We start from the raw sequence: 20,285 nt of genomic DNA on the forward strand, positions 1-20,285 counted from the left end.
CCAGGTCAATACGGCGAAACCCGGAGCCTGAGCGCCTAGGGCAGCCGTCCGGCCGCGATCATCCGGTTGTAGAGAATGTTCGGTGAGAGCCAGATGACGAGATCGTCGAATTCGTTGGCACCGGCCGGGGTCGGGGTGTGGGAGACGAATAGCCGGTCGGCATCGCCATTGGCTATCTCGTCGGCGCTTGTCGGCGCGGTCCCGCCGTTTCTTCCCCGCGAGAAAATAACGGCGACTGCGTTGTCAGCCAATGTGGTACCTGCTGCACAAGCGGCGTTAGCGCCTGTTGTGGCGCCTGTTGCGGTATTGCAGACATGCAGGTCGGGCGCAAGTTTCAAGGTAACATCGCTTCCGTTCCAGGCTGTTTTGGCCCCGTTGGCTGTTGTGAAGCACGCCGTGGGGCACAAGGGTGCAGCTTTATCTGTGGTCGTCGCGTAGCGAATTGGATTGCCCCAGCCGTCAAGGGCGTAGCCATTTTCGTTGGTCGGGGTCAGCCCCAGGGTTATGGCCGGCAGAAAGCCATTCCACGAGTTGTTACAGGCACCTCCACCCGTCGGCAACTCAACGCCTGTGCTCATCGGGGCGGCTGGGCAGGGCAGGCGGCCATTGGCGGCAGCGAAACCGAGCAGCGCGTCACGTGCTTCATTCAGGCGTCGCTGGGTTTCCGCTAATGCAATATTTTCCTGCTGGGCCATCAGGGACATCATCAGGCCGCCTGATAACAAAGCCATGATGACGAGCACGATCGCCAACTCGACAAGCGTGAAGCCGTTTGCTTTGGGCTGGGCGATGATGTTCATTTGAATATCAGCAAGTCGTTGAAAGTCTGAGATATGGCGTTTCTTTCAAAGACCGCATCATACGGTGTTGCATTTTCGCCTTCCAGATAATTGCCGATGATGGCCCGGTTGGCGCGATTCTGTCCGACAAGGGTCTGACGCCCTACGAATACCGCCACTTGCACATTGCTGGTGGTACCGACCGTCAGGCAGGTGCCGCAGGCGGGAGTGCCAACCCCCGGTTTGTAGGCATCGGCGATGGCGTAGAAAACCTGTTCTCGCCAATTGTCTTTGTACCAGCTGCCGTTGATGGTGCAGTTTGTAACGCCTCCCCAAGTTGATAACATTTTCGTGTTGGTGCCGACTACCGGCTTGCACAAGGTGTCAGTCGTGCCGTTTCCGGCTGTGTTGCACATTAGATCGGGGATGCGTCCGAAAAGGGTGTTTGGCGAGTCGCTATAGTTGCCGGCAGCGGATGTGGTGATATCCGCTGCCCAAGGGTAGCGCCCGAGATTGTTATAGGCGCCAATATTGTAGGCGGCATAGCTCGTCAGGCAGTTCATTACGGTCGATGCCACCTGCTTTTCAAGCAGCGGCATCAGGTCGTTGTAGGTAATGTAAAGCATGGTGTCATTGACCAGCATACGCCCCTGCGCATCGCGAATGGGACCGGCGACAAAGCCATTAGTTGTGCCATCGACGAAGGCGGCGTTGTCTTCCATTGGCGTTTCGTCGAGATAGTTGGTCGGATTGTTTTCTCCGCCAATACTGCGATTCTGGAACGCAGCACCGCTCAGTCGCTGAAGGGGAGGGCCGGGGGCGATGACGACAGCGATGACGTTCTTAATGACAGTGCCTCCGGCGTCGATCACCTGAATGGTGCCATTCGTGTCACTGTTCAAAGGAAAGTGCTGATATTTTTCCTTGAAGTTGCTGGAGACCGCATACCAAAGCCTCTCGCCGTTGGCATCTTTTAGATCCTCCAGGCCCAGGTCTTTCCAGGGTAGGCGGCCAAGACGATTGACCTGTCCGGTCGTTCCGTCGCTATTGCCACAGGAATTTTCCTTCTTGCCGTCATTGTCTTGGTCAGGGCAAGGAAGATCGCCTGGGCGGTTATCCGCTGCCGGATAGACTGAAACCGCATAGGCTATCAATGCCTCTTTTGCTTGTTGCAACGCAAGCTGGGTCTTTCTTTCCTGCTCAAGACGGCCGCGCGAACTATTCCATGCCGTAAGCGCCAATGTTATGGCGACGCCAAAGACCAGAAACAGCAATAGCAACAATGCCATTCCGCGCTGGGAACGAGACGAGCTGCTCATGGTTAGTGCTTGTTGGCGGCCGGCTTGACAATGATCCTGCCGCCGCCCAGTAGACTTTCTCGTTCCCCCGTTTCCGGATGAAAGGTATCGCCGACCGGTACCCGTGGCGCGGGAATGCTGTCGTCCCAGATGGCTTGGCCGTTGATCCAGCGCGTGGCGCGGCCGTTGCTGCGGCGGACTTCGCCGTTGATGGTCTGACTGGCTTCGCCTTCCGTGGTATTGGGGCTGAAGCCGGGGTTGAGCTGGCGCTGGCGGTCGAGTGCGGCGCGTTGTTGCGGCGTCAGAAACAGTCGGCCGAGCGGTTCCTGTTGCGCCCGGCACAGGGTTGGGGCGACAACCAGCAGCAACAGGAGCAGTGTGGGGCGGATGTTCATTTCGTTGCGGTCGACCGGCGCACGGTAACCCATTGCAATTCGCATTCGGCGCTCAGTTGGGCGATGGCCGAACGGTTATCGCTGCTACCTGCCTGCGGGGCCAGCTTGCAGTTGCGAACGAGGACCAAGGCCTTGGCTTCGCGTTGCACGCGGGCGAGGAAGTTGATCAGATCTTCTTCGTGGAGCAGGCGGAGTTGCAGGCGCATCGAGCTGGCAAAGTAGGCAAAAGCCGCGCCGTTAACGCTTTCCAACGGCTTCTGGGCGCCAAATTCGTAGTTCATGCCGGGCAGGCGCATGTCTTGCTGGATTTGACGCAGCAGTTCCGTCCAGTCCAGACGCCTTTCTTCTCCGGTGATGCCGGAGTTCTGCATTTTCTGGAACATCAGCGCTCTTTCCTTGAGCTCCTGTTCTTCAGTACGAACCTGACGCAGGCGCTGTTCCACCTGGCTCATGCTCGCTGCTGCGCCATTCCTCTCTTGCCCGGCCTTTTGTTCCTGCTGCAGGCTCCACCAGACGAGCAAGCCGGCTAACAGGAACAGGATTAGTGTGCCGAGGATGGGCAGTCGAAGTTTGACCAGATCGCCGACGGTAAATTTCATGGCGCGATTTTCCGGGTAATCTCGACTGCGAATTGGCGCGGCTGCGCATTTTCGTCCTCACTGTCGCCGCCGCGCAGCGCCCGTCCGGATTCCATGTCGAATGGTTGTTGCAGCACGCTCACGGAACAGGCCGGGTCGCTGCGCAACAGCTCTGCGAATTGCTCGAAGCTGGCAAGAATCTGCCGGGGTGTCGCGTTCGGTTCAGGGCGGATCGCTCCGCGGATTGTCGTGATTTCCTCGTTGCCTTCGATACTTGAAGCGGCGGCGGGCGTGCCCTGGCGGCCGATTTTCCACTCGATGCCTTCGAGGATGACGTTGGGCATCTGGTCGAGAGCCCGGCTGACCAGCCGATAGGCCCCGCCGGGCAGATGCTGTTGACGACTGAGGTCGGCATGGCGGGTGGTCAGCCGGCGCAAGGTGTCATTGTCGATGCCGAGTTGCGGGAAAGTCGCGGAGATTTCCTGATAGCGCCAGCTGAGATCGGCTTCGCTGGTGCGTAGCGCCTGGGTTTCCTGGCGCAGCGCGTAGGCATCGTAGTTTTCCTTGGCCGAGAACAACAGGCTGCCGAGCAGGGCGATCAGGCCGGCGGCGATAATGCTCTGGCGGATTTGCGAGAGCCGGAAATCGTGACGATGCACTTCACCGGCGAACTGCTGGCTGGGTGCTGCCGTGGCCAGCAGGTGAAGAAACAGAAAGTCGCTGCGACTGTCTTCGGGCGGCGTGTGCAGGCCGAGCTTGTGCGCGGCGACGTGGCTGTCGATGATCGAAAAGGCCAGGTGGCCATGGTCCGGGCAGGCGTGTTCGATGGCCGGGATGGCTGGCGGGGAGGCGACGATGAAGACCGGCAGGGTCTCGTCACGGCTGATCAGGCGCTGGCCGATCAGGTATTGGTGCAGCTTCCCGGCTTCGGCGGCAAAGCTGCTGGCGACGCCGGCAATGCTGCTGTCGGTAATCGGCGCCATCCGCGAGAAAAGCGTTTGGCCACTGACCAGGTAGCTTTCGCGTATCGAATGATCCTGCAGCGTCAGAAGCAGGCAGCGACCGTTGGCCAGGCCGAGCTTCTTCAACAGCTGGCCACCCAGTTGGGCAACCGTATAAACGCCGGCCAGTGGGGCTTCGGCGTCGTTGATGCGTTGTAGCCAGGGTTCGAAATGGATCGGATTGGTCAGCGCCGAGATCAGCAGTTTTTCGTTCTTCCGCTGGCTTTTCTCGTAACCGAGTGAAAACGCCGTGGCCAGTGGCGTGCCGAGGAAGTGCTGGCCGATCTTGCGGGTGATCAGCGCCTGCCGGTCGCTGCCATGCAGGAACGGGATGGTTTCGAGAACGTGACCTTCTTCGGTGACGTTGGCGAGCAGCGAGAAATGACTGTGGCGATGCGCGGCCAGATACTCGGCAAAGCCCGCCAGGCCTTCGTCGCCATTTTCGAATGCGCCCTCCGGCAACAGCTTGCCGTGCCGCCAGAGATAGGCCGAGAGGCGGTGCGTATTGAGATAGAGCAGGCGACGGGCGATCACGTTTTTATCTTGCTGATGACGTCGTAGATGGGGCCGATGACCGACAGCATAATCCAGCCGAGCAGGGCGCCCATGAACAGGGTCAGCATCGGCTCGATCATCGTCTGGGCCTTGCTGACCGATTCCTTGACGTCGCGGGTATAAAAATAACTGACGTTGAGCAGGGCCTTGTCCAGACCGCCGGTGTTTTCGCCGACCCGCAGCATGCGAACGACCAGCGGCGGGAACAGCCCGACATCGTGAAAGGCGCCGGCCACATTGCGGCCTTCGCGGATTGAATGCTCGACCCGTTGCAGTGCTTGTTTGACCACGCGGTTGCCGACGATGTCCTGGGTGGTGCGGATCGATTCGAGAATCGGGATGCCCGATGCGTAGAGCATGGCAAAGGTGTTGGCAAAGCGCGACAGGATGATTTTCTTGAGAATCGGGCCGACCACCGGCAGGCGCAGCTTGATGCCGTCGAGGCGCAGGCGGGCCCGCGGGTCGGTACGCAGGATGAACTGCCCGATCAAAAAGGCGACGATGGGAGTGAGCAGGAACAGATACCAGAAATTGACCAGCAGGTCGGAGATGAAAAATAGCAGCTTGGTCTGGGCCGGCAGGGTCTGGCCCATGTTCTTAATGAACAGCTTGAGCTGCGGCACCATGTAGATCATCAGGAAAAACGTGGCGGCAAGGACGATGCTGGCGACAAAGGCCGGATACATCAGCAGCTTTTTGGTGTGCGAGGCGAGTTCGTCTTCCCATTTCAGCGACTCGGTGAGGCCGACCAGGACCTCCGGCAGTTGGCCGCTCGATTCGCCGGCTCTGACCAGGTTGACGAACACCTGGCTGAAGACATCCTGGTGGGTATCCATTGCCTGCGAAAGCGTCTGGCCGCCTTCGATATTCTCGATCAGTACGGCGATCACCTCGCGGAAGCGCGGGTGTTCGATCGAATCGCGCAGGTCGGTCAGCCCGTCGAGTATCGGCACACCGGCCCGGGTCAGCTGTTCGAGGTGAAAGCAGAAGTTGATCAGCTCGGGACGGGGGATGCTGCGGCCACCGAACAGCGCACGGTGTTCGACGACTGAACCGGTCACCAGATCGAGTTCCATGCGTTTCAGACGCATTTCGAGGTCGACCAGATTGATCGCGTCAAGTCGCCCGTAAATCATCCGTCCTTCGGCGCTGACCGCCTTGTAGTCGAAAAGCATGGCTACATCCGGTCGGTCAGGTCGACGACGCGCGCCAGTTCTTCCAGCGAAGTCGTGCCGTTCAGCACGCGCCGCAGGCCGTCGTCGGCCAGTGTGCTGAAGCCCTGCAACAGCGCCCGGCTGCGGATTTCGTGAGTGGTGGCGCGGCGGGAAATCAATTCGTCGAGGCCGGCATCGATGCGCAGCAGTTCCATGATTGCGATACGGCCGCGATAGCCCTGAAAGTCGCAGAGTTCGCAGCCGGTCGGGCGAAACAGCACGGGGCGGGAACCCTCGGTCTGCGGGCCGAGCAGGCGGATCTCGTGCGGCTCGGCGTGGTAGGGCGTTTTGCAATGCTCGCACAGCCGGCGGATCAGCCGCTGGGCGACGATGCCGATGATGTTGCCGGCCATGATGTCGGGCAGCACGCCGATGTCGAGCAGGCGCGGCACCGCGCCGATCGCCGAATTGGTGTGCAGGGTCGTATACACCTGATGGCCGGTCATCGAGGCGCGGAAGGCCATTTCCGCCGTTTCGGCATCGCGTACTTCGCCGACCAGAATGACGTCCGGATCCTGGCGCATCATCGAGCGGATGCCGTTGGCGAAGTCGAGCTTGGCGTTTTCCGCCACCGAGGTCTGGCGGACCATGGCCATCGGGTATTCGACCGGGTCTTCGAGGGTCATGATGTGGATGCCCTCGGCGTTGATGTGATTGAGCACCGAGTACAGCGTCGTCGTCTTGCCGCTGCCGGTCGGGCCGGTGACCAGGATGATGCCTTCCGGCCGGGCGATCATCAGCTTCAACTGGTGCAGATGTTCTTCGGACAGACCGAGGTCTTCCAGCGGCACGATGCCCTTCTGGCGGTCGAGAATGCGCAGCACGATATTCTCGCCATGGATCGTCGGCTGGCAGGCGACGCGGAAGTCCACCGGCCGGCCGGAAACGCTGAGGCCGATGCGGCCATCTTGCGGCGCGCGCATTTCGGCGATGTTCATGCCGGAGAGCACCTTGATGCGCACCGTCATGGCCGGCCAGTAGGATTTGTGCAGGGCGCGGATCTGGCGCAGCATGCCGTCGATCCGGTAGCGGATGCGCAGGAAATTGGCTTCCGGCTCGAAGTGGATGTCGGAGGCTTCGCGCTTCACGGCATCGGTCAGGATCGAGTCGATCAGCCGGACGACCGGCTGGCTGTATTCGTTGTCGGTGGTCGACAGGCTTTTCCAGTCGATCTCGCCGGTTTCGATTTCGTGCAGGATGCCGTCAATCGACAGTTCGTGGCCGTAATACTGATCGATGGCGCGGTCGATTTCCGATTCGCCGGCGAGCAGCGTCTCGATTGTCGTGCCCTCTTCGATCAGGGCGCGGACGCGGTCCAGGCCGACGATGTCGTTGACGTCGGAAATGGCCAGGGTCAGTCGGCGAGTCTGCCGGTCATAGTCGAGCGGCAGCAGGTGGTAGCGCTTGGCCAGATCGCGCGGTACCAACTTGAGGGCCTGGGGGTCGATGACGGCGTGCGTCAGGTCGATGCTCTGCTTGCCCAGACTCTCCGACAGCGCCTGGCGCAAGGTGGCTTCGGACACGAAACCGAGCGACACCAGCAGTTTGCCGATCGGCTGGTTCTGCTTCATCTGCTCGAGCAGCGCGATGCGCAGCTGATCTTCCGAAAGAATGCCTTCGGCGATCAGGATTTGACCCAGTGGCCGGCGCGTCAGGGCGGAGGTGTTCATGGCGAAGTCAGGGCTGTCTTTCCGGCTGGAGATCAAGCAGGCGTTTTTTGACCTGCGCCCGATCGAAGGCCGCCGGCCGCTGTTCGGCAGCTTCCAGCGCCAGCCGGTAATGTTGGGCGGCCGGGCGGCTTTGCCGGAGATGATCGAGACTGACCGCCAGATTGAACAGGTAGTCCGGATTGTCGCTTTCGGCAGCAACCGCGTTGAAATAGAGCTGTTGCGCCTCGGACCAGCGTTTCTGGCGAGACAGCAGATTGCCCAGCGCGAAGTTGAGCGGCGCCGATTCAGGCTGGGCGGCCAGCAGGGTTTTCAGGCGGCTTTCGGTGTTCAGCGGGTCGGCGCTGGCCGTTGTGCCGTTCAGTACCGCGGCCTGGACGGCCGCGTCGCTCGGGTTGGCGACCAGTGCCCGCCGATACAACTCCTCGGCGTCGGCTGGCTGGCCCTGGCGCTGGGCAATCGCCGCCAGCGCCAGCAGGGCATCGGTATTGTTCGGGTCACGCCCGAGCGCCTTCTCGAAGTTCCGGCGAGCCAGATCGAGATCGTTGCGCTGAATATCGGCGTGGCCCTGCAGCAGGTTGCTGTCCGGCTCCGGACGGGTGCGGGCGAGGCGAATCGGCGTCCCCGGGCCAGCTTCGGGGGCGGTTCGTGCGACGCGCTCGGGGCGGCGCTCCGGGGAAGGCGATGGGAAAAGCCGCGCTTCGCTGTCGGCCGGGGGCTGTGCGGTCGGCTGGGGTGATGTGGCAAATGCGGGCGGTGGGCTGACGGGGGCGGGCGGAGTCGGTGCAGCCATGGCTGGTGCCCGGTTGACGGGAGGGGCCATCGAATTGTTGCCCATGCTGTTCAGTTGAAACCAGACATATGCAGCGATCGCCAGGCCGGCTATGCCGAGCGTGCCAAGCGCCAGCCAGAGCGGCCCTTTCGAGGGTTTGCTGGCGGTTTGCTTGGCCATGAAGGCGTTGCGGACCGCATTGCGCCCGCTTTGTTCGGCGGTATTCTCGCCGGCTGGTTTCGGGCTGGCGCGCGGCCGTGGCGGCACGTCCGGGCGTGCGGCGCTGGCCAGGTCGGCGTCGACCGCATCAAGGTGGGTGGCGAGGTCGGGTAAGGGGCTGCTGCCCGCCTTCGCCTGGCCGGTGCTGATCGGCTCCAGGCTCAGCCCTTCGCCAACGGGCGGCGCGGCCTCCTTGCCGGTCAGCGCTCGTGTCGCTTCCTGCTTGCTTGTCTCGGCCCGTTTCAGGGCATCCATCAACAGGCTCATATCCCGCTCTCAGCGACTCGGCACGACGTTGAACGGTTGTGCTTCGTTCGGCTGATTGAAGAAGCCCTGGGCCGGCAGGAAGCCACGCATTCCCGCAAAGTCGCCGTCAAGGCTGGCATCCTTGATGACGATGGGACGCAGGAAGATGACCAGTTCCGATTTCTTGGCGGCGTTGTCTCGTTTGGTCACCAGCTCGCCGGCGAACGGGATCTGTCCGAGCAGGGGTAGGCGGCCAGTGTTGTATTCAATGCGGTCTTCCATCAGCCCCCCGAGAACGGCGATATCGCCGCTGGCAACCCGCATGACCGACTCGATTTCGCGCGTGCGAATCTGGGGTACAAAATTCTGTACGCCGGCTATCTTGTTGGATGGATTGGGGTCTTCTTTCCAGTCTGAGACGGCAGAAATGGTCGGTCGGATATTAAGGATGACGTTTTGGGTATCGCTGATTTGCGGTGTCACCGCCATCACCAGACCGACCGAAACAGACTGTGGCGTGGTGGTGACTGCCGTCGTGGTGCCGACATTGGCGGTGATGGTGGTATCTGCCTTGACGCTGAAGTAGACAATGTTTTCGACAACCTTGAGCATTGCCGTCTGGTTGTTGAGAACGGATAGGCGGGGACTGGATAGCACCTTGGTCGTGCCGAAGGATTGCAGCAAATCTACCGCGGCAATCAGGTTCAATGGCTTGTCCATCTGCTGGATTACCAGATTGAATGCGGCATTGGCCGTGTCGGCAACAGCCCCGCTGGTCGGACGGGTGATGGAAAATCCGGACTTGTCCGAACGAAAGCGGCTCCAGTCGATCCCCTGCTTGTAGCCGTCAGACAGTTCTACCTCAACGATGGTGGCCTCGATCAAGACCTGTCGGCGGGCCGAGTTGATCACCCGATCAACAAATTCTTGAATTCTGTCGTGCTGGCGTTGAGTGGCGCGGACGGTGATCACGCCGCTTTCGGCATTCATGATGACGGATGCGGCTTCGCGGAAGGTATTGCGGTGCATCACGGTGTTGCCGACCGCCTGGCTGTTCGAACCGGGAGTCGGATTGGCCTGGAGGGCATTGGCGATGGCTAGCGCCGCACGTTGGCCGCTACCTTGCGGCAAGGCGGCAGCACCGGTAGCGCTTTGCGTGGTGGTTTGTTCGATAACTGTCTCACTGGATCCTTCCGGCAGAACTTTGTCGGTTTCGCGCAGAATGTCCTTGATATTTTTTTCCAGCGATTCCCAGAATTGATTTTTCGAGGCGTTTTCGATCCGGGTGCTGGAAACGTTGCTGCCTGAGCCGCCCGCCGGGCTTGTTCCGCTGCCGCCGGCTGTTGCGGTGCCCGTGGCGATCTGGGTATTGGTTGACACCGTGCCGGTGACATTGCGCGACATGTTCACGTAATCGACCTTGTAATGCTTCAGGAAGGGCGAGTCCGGCATCACAGCGAGATTCGGGCCGTCGATTTCAAAGCGCATGTCGACCTGCTTCGAGATGCGGGTCAGTAGCTGCGGCAGCGTCTGGTCGATGGCGTTCAATGAAACCGTGCCGGTAATGCCCGGATGGATGTCGACATTGACCTTGGCATCGCGGGCGAGGGCGAAGAGCAAGTCACGGACCGGTACGTTGTTGACGACTACGCTGTAGGTTTCGGCTTTCGGCGTGGCGCGCGGTTTGGGCAGGGCCAGACTCTGTTGCACCGGGGCCGGGATCGTCCCGCTGGCGACCGGCTGGGCGGTCTCGTCGCTGAGGTGCCCCTTTAGCGGTTCGCGGGGTGTTGGCGCAGAGCAGGCTGCCAGCAACAGGGAGAAAAGCGTTGCGCTGATAAAACCGATTTTCATCGGGCTTGGCCTTGTTTGAACGAAAGTGTCAAAATTTTGCAAAGTTCCTTGAAGATGCTAGCACGTAATTTAGTGGATCGTCATGATTCGGCGGGGGCTAGCGCAGCCGTGTCACCTGTCTGGGAAACGGCTGGGCGGCCTTGATCGATTCGGGCAGGGCCTGCATCGCGGCGGCCGCTGCTTCGCGATTCGGAAAATCGCCATAAATGACGCCGACACGGTCGCTTCCCGACAGGCTGGAACGATAAGCGCGGAGCTGGCTGGGGTCGAGAAGTGGCGCGGCGCGAGCAAGAAATCCTTCGATTTCTCCGGTGTGGGTGGCATCGGTCGCCAGCAGTTGAATGAAGTAATGCTGGCGCGGTGCCTTTTCCAGCCACTCATCGTACTGGTCGAAATGCTGGCGGGTGAGCGGACCGAAGCGTATGTTGCTTGGGGATTCGGCCTGGCTGGCGCCCAGCGGGCGTGGTTGAAGCGTCTTGGCTGGCGGTGCCGGCAGGCTATTGGCTGTCACGCTTGGCGCATTGGCTAACGGAGGAGGAACGCTACGCGAACCGAGGTTGAAAGCCAGGGCGAACAGCAAGGTGGCGATGCCGGTACCGGCCAGCCCCCAGAGCAGCGGCTTGACGTTGAATCCGGATTTTTGGCGCAGCGGGGAGAAGCGAGCATCCTGGGCGGCGATTCTTATTTCGCCGCTATCGACCTGGTGGCTGCCGTGCGAATAGGCGGCGAGCAGGGCCTTGTCGGCGAGTATGTTGATACGCCGGGAGAGGCCTTCGGAAATCTCGGCAATCAGTTTCACTGCGGCGGCGGTGAAGGGATTGGGGCCATGGTAGCCGGCGGCGCGCAGGCGAAATTCGATATAGCTGGCGACGTCGTCCGGCTTTAGAGGGGCCAGGCTGAAGTGCTGGGTGATCCGTTCGCGGAGCTGGCGCATGTCGTTGGCGGCCAGCCGTTCGTCCAGTTCCGGCTGGGCAAAGAGGGCGATCTGCAAGAGCTTGGTCGCCTTCGACTCGAGATTCGACAGCAGGCGGATTTCTTCGAGCGATTCGGCCGGCATCGCGTGTGCCTCGTCGATCAGCATGACGACCCGTTTGCCGGCGGCGTAACGTTCGATCAGCGCATCCTGCAGGGCTCGGGTCAGCGAGTGCGTGGCCTTGCCGTCGGTTGGAATGCCGAGTTCGTCGGCGATCGCGCCGAGGATTTCCTGGCGTGACAGCGAGGGATTGGCGAGGTACAGGGTTTCAACGTTGTCCGGCAGTCGTTCCAGCAGCATGCGGCAGAGCATGGTCTTGCCGCTGCCGACTTCGCCGGTCACCTTGACGATGCCTTCGTCCTGGGTAATGGCGTAAACCAGGGCTTCGAGGGTTGGGCCACGATTGGCGCCGGTGAAGAAAAAGTCGGTGTGCGGCGTGATGCGGAATGGCGGTTCGCGCAGGCCGAAGTGTTCGAGGTAAAGGCTCATTCCCGGTTCCAGCCTTCCATGCGGTTATACAGCGTCGTGCGATTGATGCCGAGGCGGCGCGCGGCCTGACTCATGTTGCCGGCGCTGAGCTCGATGGCGGCCTCAATATAACCGCGCTCCCACAGTTCCAGCGTCGCATCGAGGTTCAGCCGGCCGGCGTTTTGCAGATGTTTGCGGGCCGACTGCCTGGCTTGGGCCAGGTCGTCGGCCGCCAGTCCGCTTGAAACCGTGGTCGTCGGGTCGCTGATGTCGGCCGATTCGAACTCGGCGATCAGTTTTTCCGGGCTGATGTCTTGCCCAGGGTGGCGGGCGGTAAGCCGGATGACGATGTTGCGCAGTTCGCGCACATTGCCCGGGAAGGCATAGTCCAGCCAGATTTCTTTGGCACCGGGCGTAAGCGTGAAGGGCGGCCGGCGCGCCTGGTCAGCATAAAGTTTCCGAAAGTGGTCGAGCAGGAGCAGACGGTCGTTGCCCATGTCACGGACCGGCGGGACGGCGACAGAGAACACCGAGAGACGGTGAAAAAGGTCGGCCCGGAAGCGTCCGTTGCGGACTTCCTTGCGCAGGTCGCGGTTGGTGGCGGCGATGATGCGGGCGCTGGAGACCCGTGTCTGCGTTTCGCCAACGCGTTGATATTCACCATTTTCGAGAACCCGCAACAGCTTGGGCTGAAGCTCCAGCGGCAGTTCGCCAATTTCGTCGAGAAACAGCGTGCCGCCATCGGCATCTTCGAAATAACCGGCTTTGGCCGAACCGGCGCCGGTGAACGATCCCTTGGCATAGCCAAATAGCGTCGGCTCGAGCAGGGTTGGCGAAATGGCGGCGCAATTGAGGGCGAGAAACGGTTTGTCGCGCCGCTCCGTCTGCCGGTGCAGGTAGTGGCTGGCGACGATGTCCTTGCCGCTACCCGATTCGCCTTCGATCAGTACCGGAAAGGCCAGATTGGCATACTGTCCGAGCTGCAGGCGCAAGCGCTGCATCGGCAGGCTTTCGCCGACCAGGCCGCCGCTGGGAGTTTCTTGCCGGTTGTCGGAAAAGCTTAGCGCCTGACGGAAAAGCGCGGTCAGCCGGCCCGGGTCGCAGGGCTTGCCAACAAAGTCGACGGCGCCCAGCGTTCTCGCGTGGCGGGCATTGTCTTCGTCGTTTTGCCCCGAGAGAACGATGATCTTCATTTCCGGCGACAGGGCGAGCAGATCGCTGATCAGGGCAAAGCCCTCGTCGGGACGATGCGGGTATGGCGGTAGCCCGAGGTCGACCAAGGCCAGTTGCGGCGCCTGCCGCAATTGGCGCAGCAGGGTCAAGGCGTGCGGGCGGGCATGGCTGGTGACGACGTCGAATTCCTGTGCGAAGGCAAAACTGAGCGACTCGCTGATCAGCGAGTCGTCATCGACGATCAGCAGGAGAGGCTTGGCAACAGGCTGGGACACAACATTCCATATGAAATTTGTTTGATTATAGCCTCGGCTCTTCCCGGCGTTGGCGGGCGTTTCTGATAAAATCGCCCGACTTTTTTCAAGGACTGCGCTTTGCCCGACGACATTCTGGTCGATATCGAAGATCTGCAATTCAACTATGACGGCCGGCCCGTGCTGCAGGGAATCAACATGAAGATTCCGCGCGGCAAGGTGGTGGCGATCATGGGCGGTTCCGGTTGCGGCAAGACCACGTTGTTGCGTTGCATTGGTGGCCAGTTGCGGCCGAGCGGTGGTCATGTGCGCCTGGAAAAACATCGCGTCAGCGAGATGTCGGAGTCCGAGCTTTACCGTTTGCGCCGCAAGATGGGCATGCTTTTTCAGTTTGGCGCCCTGTTTACCGATATCTCGGTATTCGAAAATGTCGCTTTCCCGATTCGCGAACACACCGATATGTCGGAAGAAATGATTCGTGACCTCGTGCTGATGAAGTTGGAGGCGGTTGGCCTGCGCGGTGCGCATAAATTGATGCCGGGCGAGCTTTCCGGCGGGATGTCCCGGCGCGTCGCGCTGGCCCGTGCCGTAGCGCTCGATCCGATGCTGGTCATGTACGACGAGCCCTTTACCGGGCTCGACCCGATTGCTCTGGGCGTCATCGGCCAGTTGATCCGCAAGCTGAACGACGCGCTCGGCGCGACCTCGATCATGGTCACCCACGATGTGCAGGAGTCTCTGCAGATCGTCGATTACATCTATTTCATCTCGAACGGGCAGATCGTCGCCGAGGGAACGCCGGATCAAATCCGCGCTTCGAGCGACCCGTTCGTACACCAGTTTGTGCATGCCGAGGTCGATGGGCCGGTCCATTTCGACTATCCTGCGCCGTCGGTGCGGCAGGAGTTTCTGTCCGGAGTGCCGCATGCTTAAGCCGGCGACCCTGCTGCGGAAATTGGGTCATGCGGTGGTCGACCGCATCTGGCGCCTCGGTTTTGCGACCCGCTTCCTGTTTGCCATTCTGACGCACTCGGGGACGGCCTTCCGGCGCCTGCCGCTGACCCTGCGTGAAATCTACTTCAGTGGTGTGTTGTCGCTGCTGATTATTCTCGTTTCAGGCTTGTTTGTCGGCATGGTGCTTGGGCTGCAGGGTTATGAAATCCTGCAGCGCTTCGGTTCGACCGAGGCATTGGGAACGATGGTGGCGCTGTCATTGACGCGCGAACTCGGTCCGGTGCTGGCCGGCCTGTTGTTCGCTTCCCGCGCGGGCACCTCGGTGACGGCTGAAATCGGCCTGATGAAGGCAACCGAACAGTTGAAAGCCATGGACATGATGGCGGTCAATCCGATCGCCCGTGTCGTGGCGCCGCGTTTCTGGGGCGGCGTGATCACGATGCCGCTGCTGGCGGCGATGTTCTCGGCGATGGGCGTGCTGGGGGGCTGGCTGGTCGGTGTCGTCTTCATTGGTGTCGACGATGGCGCTTTCTGGTCACAGATGCAGTCTGGCGTCGATTTTCGTTTCGATATCTGGAACGGGGTCGTCAAGAGTTTTATTTTTGGCATCGCGGTTTCGCTGATTGCCGTTTTCGAAGGCTACGACTCGGCGCCTACCGCCGAAGGTGTTTCGCGGGCGATTACGCGCACCGTGGTGACCTCGGCGCTGACCATTCTGGCGCTGGATTTCGTTCTGACTTCGTTCATGTTTCGAGGAACTTCATGAACCGTACTGCACTTGACCTCTGGGTTGGCTTCTTCGTCGCAATCGGCATCGCCGCAGTGTTGTTTCTTGCCCTCAAGGTCGGCAACCTTTCGTCGAGCCGTCTGTCTGATACATACGAGCTATACGCCAAATTTGATAATATTGGCGGACTCAAGGTGCGCGGGCCGGTGAAAAGTGCCGGGGTGGTGATCGGACGGATCGCCGACATCAAGTTCGACTCCTCGACTTACGAGGCCGTGGTGACGATGAATATCGATGGTCGCTACCAGTTTCCGAAAGACACTTTCGCCTCGATCAATACGGCTGGCCTGCTCGGTGAGCAATATGTCGGCTTCGATGTCGGGGGCGACGAAAAGATGTTGAAGGCCGGTGACACGATTAGCAAGACGCAGTCGGCAGTGGTTCTGGAAAAATTGATCAGCCAGTTCATGTTCAACAAGGCAGCAGACGGACAGGATAAACAATGACAGGGAAGCTCCTGGCGCTTGAATGGTGGATGTGTCGTGGGCGGCTTGCCGCTTGCGTGATGGTGCTCGCGCTTTCCGGTGAGGCGCTGGCCGAGGATAATCCGCGCGATCCCTACGAGGGTTTCAACCGCTCGATGTTTGCGGTGAATGAGGCTGTTGACAAATATGCGGCGAAACCGGTCGCTCAAGTCTACGACAAGGCCGTGCCGCTCGCGGTCAAGGCTGGCGTCGGGAATTTTTTCGGCAATGCCGGCGATCTGTGGATTGGCGTTAATAGTGCCCTGCAAGGCAAGTTTGCCGATGCCGGCACTGATCTTGGCCGCCTGCTGGTCAACTCGACCATCGGCATTTTCGGCCTCTTCGATGTGGCCAGCGAACTCGGTCTGGAACGGCATGACGAGGATTTTGGCCAGACGCTTGCGGTCTGGGGGGTGAGTGATGGCGGCTATCTGTTCTGGCCGATCATCGGGCCGCGCACGGCTCGCGATACAGCCGGTTGGGCAGTCGATTCCTATGTCGATCCCGCTCTCGGGATGCGTCCGATAGCCATCCGCAACAGCCTGGCGGTATTGCGGTTCGTCGACATTCGGGCCAGCCTGCTGCCGTCTGACACGGTGGTCGAGGAAGCCGCGATCGATAAGTATGCCTACATTCGCGACGCTTATCTGCAGCGTCGGCGTAATCAGGTTTTCGATGGCCGTCCGCCGCGGCTGGATGATTGATTGTTCAGAAAAGACATGATGAAAAAGATTTTTGCCTTCCTTTTTGCCGCTTTTGCCGCGTCTTCTGTTGTCGCCCAGGAAGCGCCTGATGTCCTGATTCGCGATGTGACCGAAGATGTCCTGGAAATTATCCGCAGGGACAAGGATATTCAGGGCGGCAATACGCAGAAGGCCATCGAACTGGTCGATAAAAAAGTGCTGCCGCATTTCAATTTCCAGCACATGACGGCACTGGCAGTCGGTAAGGAATGGAGAAAAGCGACGCCGCATCAGCAGCAGCAATTGACGGCCGAGTTCAAGACGCTGTTGGTGCGCACCTACTCCAACGCCTTGACCAGCTACAAGAACCAGAAGATTGTCTACAAGCCGTTCAAGATGAACGCCGGGGATACCGATGTGCTGGTTCGCACCGAGGTTCTGCAGCCGGGTAGCAAGCCGGTGCAATTGGATTACAGCCTGGAAAAGCAGGAGTCCGGCTGGAAGGTCTACGATGTGGTGGTGGCTGGTATCAGCCTGGTTACCAACTACCGTGAGCAGTTCACCCAGGAAATTCGCAATGGTGGCGTGGACGGCCTGATTGCGACGGTGGCCGCCAAGAACAAGTCTCTGGAAACCAATCTGGTCAAGGTCGAGAAAAAATGATCGAAAACGAAGGCGGGCGCCTGGTCGTCAAGGTGCCGCTGGTGATGGCCAATGCGCGCGGCCTGCTCGAAGCAGGCCGTTCTGCTTTACGGGCCGGCGAGCAGATCTTCGATTTTTCGGAAGTCAGCGAAGCCGATTCGTCAGCCATTGCGGTGATGCTCGGTTGGCTGCGCTCGGCAGAACAGTCCCAGTCAACCGTCACTTTTGCCCATATTCCGGTCGGCGTGCGTTCGCTGGCTGAACTCTACGGCGTCACCGAACTTCTTCCCCTGGCTTAAGGGAGAGTTATGGTTGCTGCCGTTTCCATTGTCGACGTCGTCAAGAGTTTTGGTTCATTGCAAGCCCTGGCTGGTGTCTCGCTCGAGATTGGCGAGGGAGAATTTTTCGGCCTGCTTGGCCAGAACGGCGCCGGCAAGACAACGCTGATTTCTTCGCTGGCCGGATTGGTCCGCCCGGATGCCGGTTCGTTGAAGGTGCTGGGTCACGACGTAATCAAGGATTTTCGTCAGGCTCGCCGACTGCTTGGCGTCGTACCGCAGGAACTGGTCTTCGATCCGTTTTTCAATGTCCGCGAAACGCTGCAGATCCAGTCGGGTTATTTCGGCATCCGCAACAACGACGAATGGATAGACGAAATCCTCGAGAATCTCGATCTGACCAGCAAGGCCAACGTCAATATGCGGCGCTTGTCCGGTGGCATGAAGCGCCGCGTACTGGTCGCCCAGGCGCTGGTGCACAAGCCGCCGGTCATCGTGCTCGATGAACCGACGGCCGGGGTCGATGTCGAACTGCGCCAGGGGCTGTGGCAGTTTATCCGCCGCCTGAACAGCGAAGGCCATACCATTATTCTCACCACGCATTACCTCGAAGAGGCCGAAGCGCTGTGCGGTCGTATTGCACTGATGAAACAGGGGCGGGTTATCGCCCTTGATACCACGGCCAACCTGATGGCGGCGCATCCTGGCGGTACGCTGGAAGATGTCTTCATCCGGACGATGAACCAATGATCGGTTTCTGGACGCTGTTCTACAAGGAATTGCTGCGTTTCTGGAAGGTCGCCTTCCAGACGGTTGGCGCGCCGGTGCTGACGGCGCTGCTCTATCTGCTGATTTTCGGCCATGTGCTGGATGAGCACGTGCAGGTCCACGGGGTACGCTATACCAGCTTTCTGGTCCCCGGCCTGGTGATGATGCAGGTCTTGCAGAATGCCTTTGCCAATTCCTCATCCAGTCTGATTCAGGCCAAGATTACCGGGTCCATCGTCTTCGTCCTGTTGCCGCCGCTCCCCTATAGCGCGTTCTTCGGCGCCTACGTGCTGGCAGCCCTGGCGCGCGGTTTGATGGTCGGTGCCGGGGTGTTGCTGGCCACCGTCTGGTTCGCCGAAATGAAGGTTGTGGCACCGCTCTGGATATTCACCTTTGCGGTTATTGGCGGGGCTCTTTTCGGTGCCCTTGGCATGATTGCCGGCATCTGGTCGGAGAAGTTCGACCAGCTCGCCGCCTTCCAGAATTTCCTGATCATGCCGCTGACCATGCTCTCCGGCGTCTTCTATTCGATTTATACATTGCCGGCCTTCTGGCAGGGCGTGTCGCATTACAATCCCGTCTTTTACATGATTGACGGCTTTCGCTATGGCTTTTTCGGGGTCTCCGATGTTGCACCCGAATTCAGTCTCGGGGTCGTATTCGCCTGCTTTGTCGCCGTCTCACTGCTGACGCTGAATCTTCTCAAGCGTGGCTGGAAATTAAGAACCTGAACCCATGCATCCTGATCAAATCAAAGAACTCATTCTCGCCGGCATGTCTTGCGAACACCTCGCTCTTGATGGCGATGGCCAGCATTTCGAGGCCTTGGTGGTAAGCGCCGAATTCATCGGCAAAAGTCGCGTCCAGCGCCAGCAGCATGTCTATCAAACCCTCAAGGAAAAGCTGGCGACCGGCGAATTGCACGCTATTTCCTTCAAGACCCTGACCCCGGAAGAATGGAGCGCGCAGCGTGGATAAACTGTTGATTCAAGGCGGCAACGCCCTTTCCGGCGAGGTTGCCATTTCCGGTGCGAAGAATGCGGCACTGCCGATCCTTTGCGCCTCGCTGCTGACTGCCGAGCCGTTGCATCTGACCAATGTGCCGCACCTCAACGATATTTCCACGATGTTGCGCCTGCTCGGCGACATGGGTGTCGGTGTCACGATGGATGGTGTTGACGGTCTGATTCTCGATGGCAGCGGTCTGAATAATGCGGTGGCCTCTTACGAGATGGTCAAGACCATGCGTGCCTCGATTCTCGTGCTCGGGCCGTTGGTCGCGCGTTGTGGCGAGGCTCGGGTTTCTTTGCCGGGTGGTTGTGCAATTGGCGCGCGGCCGGTCGACCAGCATATCAAGGGCCTGCAGGCCATGGGGGCCGAGATCAAGGTCGAGCAGGGCTATGTTCATGCCAAGGCGAGCCGGTTGAAGGGCGCCCGCATCTGCACCGACATGGTGACGGTGACCGGGACGGAAAATCTGATGATGGCCGCCTGCCTGGCCGACGGCGAGACGGTCATCGAAAATGCGGCGCGGGAACCGGAAGTGGTCGATCTGGCCAACTGCTTGGTCAGCATGGGGGCGCGCATTTCCGGCGCCGGAACCGATGTCATCCGTATCCAGGGTGTCGAAAAACTGCATGGCGCGACGCACGCCATCATGCCCGACCGCATCGAAACCGGCACTTATCTTTGCGCGGCGGCAGCAACCGGCGGTGATGTCCGTCTGTTGAAAACCTCCGCCGCCTATCTCGATACCGTGGTCGACAAGTTGATGGATGCCGGTTGCGAGATCACCGTTGAACGCGATGCGATCCGTCTGGTGGCGCCCCGGCGTCTGAAGTCCGTCAGTTTGCGGACGGCGCCTTATCCGGCTTTTCCGACCGATATGCAGGCCCAGTTCATGGCGATCAACAGTGTGGCCGACGGTGTTGCCACCATTCGCGAAACCATTTTCGAAAATCGTTTCATGCATGTCAGCGAACTGGTCCGGCTCGGAGCCGATATCCAGATCGAAGGCAACAATGCCGTCGTCCGCGGCGTTGCCCGTCTGGAAGGGGCAACCGTAATGGCGACCGATCTGCGTGCTTCGGCCTCGCTGGTCATTGCCGGTCTGGTAGCCCAGGGTGAGACGCTGATCGATCGTATCTATCACCTTGATCGCGGATACGAACGGATCGAGGAAAAACTGGCCAGACTGGGCGCCTCGGTCAAGCGAGTTCATTGAGTTCTGTTGTTTCGCTGCGGGTGGCCCATTTTTTGCAGTCAC

At 60.1% G+C, this 20,285-nt stretch carries 20 protein-coding genes and 1 pseudogene; 10 read left to right on the forward strand and 11 right to left on the reverse strand.

Translation table 11 applies throughout. The annotated features are described in order from the left end of the window. Positions 1 to 35: 35 nt before the first annotated feature. The 11 genes from KI611_RS04000 to KI611_RS04050 all read right to left on the reverse strand — a co-directional run bounded on the left by KI611_RS04000 (position 36) and on the right by KI611_RS04050 (position 13,464). Positions 36 to 800 (reverse strand): type II secretion system protein, encoded by a 765-nt coding sequence (locus KI611_RS04000; protein WP_226418544.1) that lies wholly within the window; start codon positions 798 to 800, stop codon positions 36 to 38. Continuing rightward, positions 797 to 2,098 carry a hypothetical protein gene (locus KI611_RS04005; protein ID WP_226418545.1) on the reverse strand — a complete coding sequence of 434 codons (1,302 nt, stop codon included), beginning with the start codon at positions 2,096 to 2,098 and terminating at the stop codon, positions 797 to 799. The genes KI611_RS04000 and KI611_RS04005 overlap by 4 nt, the downstream gene beginning before the upstream one ends. Before the next feature lie 2 nt (positions 2,099 to 2,100). Next, the gene (locus KI611_RS04010) at positions 2,101 to 2,505 is read right to left on the reverse strand and encodes a hypothetical protein (RefSeq protein WP_226418546.1); all 405 of its coding nucleotides are present in this window, start codon (positions 2,503 to 2,505) and stop codon (positions 2,101 to 2,103) included. Then, positions 2,469 to 3,071: a hypothetical protein gene (locus KI611_RS04015; RefSeq protein ID WP_226418547.1), complete on the reverse strand. Its 603-nt coding sequence runs from the start codon at positions 3,069 to 3,071 to the stop codon at positions 2,469 to 2,471. The genes KI611_RS04010 and KI611_RS04015 overlap by 37 nt, the downstream gene beginning before the upstream one ends. After that, entirely contained in the window at positions 3,068 to 4,585 is a 1,518-nt protein-coding gene (locus KI611_RS04020) for a hypothetical protein (protein ID WP_226418548.1), read from the reverse strand. Before KI611_RS04020 ends, KI611_RS04015 begins: the two co-directional genes overlap by 4 nt. Further along, positions 4,582 to 5,781 carry a type II secretion system F family protein gene (locus KI611_RS04025; protein ID WP_226418549.1) on the reverse strand — a complete coding sequence of 400 codons (1,200 nt, stop codon included), beginning with the start codon at positions 5,779 to 5,781 and terminating at the stop codon, positions 4,582 to 4,584. Before KI611_RS04025 ends, KI611_RS04020 begins: the two co-directional genes overlap by 4 nt. Positions 5,782 to 5,783: 2 nt before the next feature. After that, entirely contained in the window at positions 5,784 to 7,490 is a 1,707-nt protein-coding gene (locus KI611_RS04030; RefSeq protein WP_226418550.1) for a GspE/PulE family protein, read from the reverse strand. Between the two features lie 7 nt (positions 7,491 to 7,497). Next, positions 7,498 to 8,745 carry a tetratricopeptide repeat protein gene (locus tag KI611_RS04035; protein WP_226418551.1) on the reverse strand — a complete coding sequence of 416 codons (1,248 nt, stop codon included), beginning with the start codon at positions 8,743 to 8,745 and terminating at the stop codon, positions 7,498 to 7,500. A gap of 9 nt (positions 8,746 to 8,754) precedes the next feature. After that, the gene (mshL, locus tag KI611_RS04040; RefSeq protein ID WP_226418552.1) at positions 8,755 to 10,575 is read right to left on the reverse strand and encodes a pilus (MSHA type) biogenesis protein MshL; all 1,821 of its coding nucleotides are present in this window, start codon (positions 10,573 to 10,575) and stop codon (positions 8,755 to 8,757) included. Between the two features lie 97 nt (positions 10,576 to 10,672). Continuing rightward, the gene (locus KI611_RS04045; RefSeq protein WP_226418553.1) at positions 10,673 to 12,037 is read right to left on the reverse strand and encodes an ExeA family protein; all 1,365 of its coding nucleotides are present in this window, start codon (positions 12,035 to 12,037) and stop codon (positions 10,673 to 10,675) included. Continuing rightward, the gene (locus KI611_RS04050) at positions 12,034 to 13,464 is read right to left on the reverse strand and encodes a sigma-54-dependent transcriptional regulator (RefSeq protein ID WP_226418554.1); all 1,431 of its coding nucleotides are present in this window, start codon (positions 13,462 to 13,464) and stop codon (positions 12,034 to 12,036) included. Before KI611_RS04050 ends, KI611_RS04045 begins: the two co-directional genes overlap by 4 nt. Before the next feature lie 99 nt (positions 13,465 to 13,563). Here KI611_RS04050 and KI611_RS04055 point away from each other — a divergent pair, with 99 nt between their 5' ends. The 10 genes and pseudogenes from KI611_RS04055 to murA all read left to right on the forward strand — a co-directional run bounded on the left by KI611_RS04055 (position 13,564) and on the right by murA (position 20,243). Next, positions 13,564 to 14,376: an ABC transporter ATP-binding protein gene (locus tag KI611_RS04055; RefSeq protein WP_226418555.1), complete on the forward strand. Its 813-nt coding sequence runs from the start codon at positions 13,564 to 13,566 to the stop codon at positions 14,374 to 14,376. Continuing rightward, entirely contained in the window at positions 14,369 to 15,163 is a 795-nt protein-coding gene (mlaE, locus tag KI611_RS04060; RefSeq protein ID WP_226418556.1) for a lipid asymmetry maintenance ABC transporter permease subunit MlaE, read from the forward strand. The genes KI611_RS04055 and mlaE overlap by 8 nt, the downstream gene beginning before the upstream one ends. Beyond that, positions 15,160 to 15,630 carry an outer membrane lipid asymmetry maintenance protein MlaD gene (gene mlaD / locus KI611_RS04065; RefSeq protein ID WP_226418557.1) on the forward strand — a complete coding sequence of 157 codons (471 nt, stop codon included), beginning with the start codon at positions 15,160 to 15,162 and terminating at the stop codon, positions 15,628 to 15,630. The genes mlaE and mlaD overlap by 4 nt, the downstream gene beginning before the upstream one ends. Next, complete coding sequence (locus KI611_RS04070) at positions 15,627 to 16,352, forward strand: VacJ family lipoprotein (RefSeq protein ID WP_226418558.1); 726 nt, start codon at positions 15,627 to 15,629, stop codon at positions 16,350 to 16,352. The genes mlaD and KI611_RS04070 overlap by 4 nt, the downstream gene beginning before the upstream one ends. Positions 16,353 to 16,367: 15 nt before the next feature. Next, positions 16,368 to 16,994: a phospholipid-binding protein MlaC gene (locus tag KI611_RS04075; RefSeq protein ID WP_226418559.1), complete on the forward strand. Its 627-nt coding sequence runs from the start codon at positions 16,368 to 16,370 to the stop codon at positions 16,992 to 16,994. After that, positions 16,991 to 17,272, forward strand: a complete 282-nt coding sequence (locus KI611_RS04080) for a lipid asymmetry maintenance protein MlaB (protein ID WP_226418560.1) — start codon at positions 16,991 to 16,993, stop codon at positions 17,270 to 17,272. The genes KI611_RS04075 and KI611_RS04080 overlap by 4 nt, the downstream gene beginning before the upstream one ends. Before the next feature lie 9 nt (positions 17,273 to 17,281). Further along, positions 17,282 to 17,944: pseudogene (locus KI611_RS04085) on the forward strand (ABC transporter ATP-binding protein); the annotation flags it as partial. A gap of 53 nt (positions 17,945 to 17,997) precedes the next feature. Beyond that, complete coding sequence (locus tag KI611_RS04090; RefSeq protein ID WP_226418561.1) at positions 17,998 to 18,750, forward strand: ABC transporter permease; 753 nt, start codon at positions 17,998 to 18,000, stop codon at positions 18,748 to 18,750. A gap of 4 nt (positions 18,751 to 18,754) precedes the next feature. Further along, positions 18,755 to 18,997, forward strand: coding sequence for a BolA family protein (locus KI611_RS04095; protein WP_226418562.1), 243 nt, complete (start codon positions 18,755 to 18,757; stop codon positions 18,995 to 18,997). Continuing rightward, positions 18,990 to 20,243 carry a UDP-N-acetylglucosamine 1-carboxyvinyltransferase gene (murA, locus tag KI611_RS04100; protein ID WP_226418563.1) on the forward strand — a complete coding sequence of 418 codons (1,254 nt, stop codon included), beginning with the start codon at positions 18,990 to 18,992 and terminating at the stop codon, positions 20,241 to 20,243. The genes KI611_RS04095 and murA overlap by 8 nt, the downstream gene beginning before the upstream one ends. Positions 20,244 to 20,285 lie beyond the last annotated feature (42 nt).

Origin of the sequence: Dechloromonas denitrificans, assembly GCF_020510685.1 — a bacterium.
Taxonomy (GTDB): domain Bacteria; phylum Pseudomonadota; class Gammaproteobacteria; order Burkholderiales; family Rhodocyclaceae; genus Azonexus; species Azonexus denitrificans_A.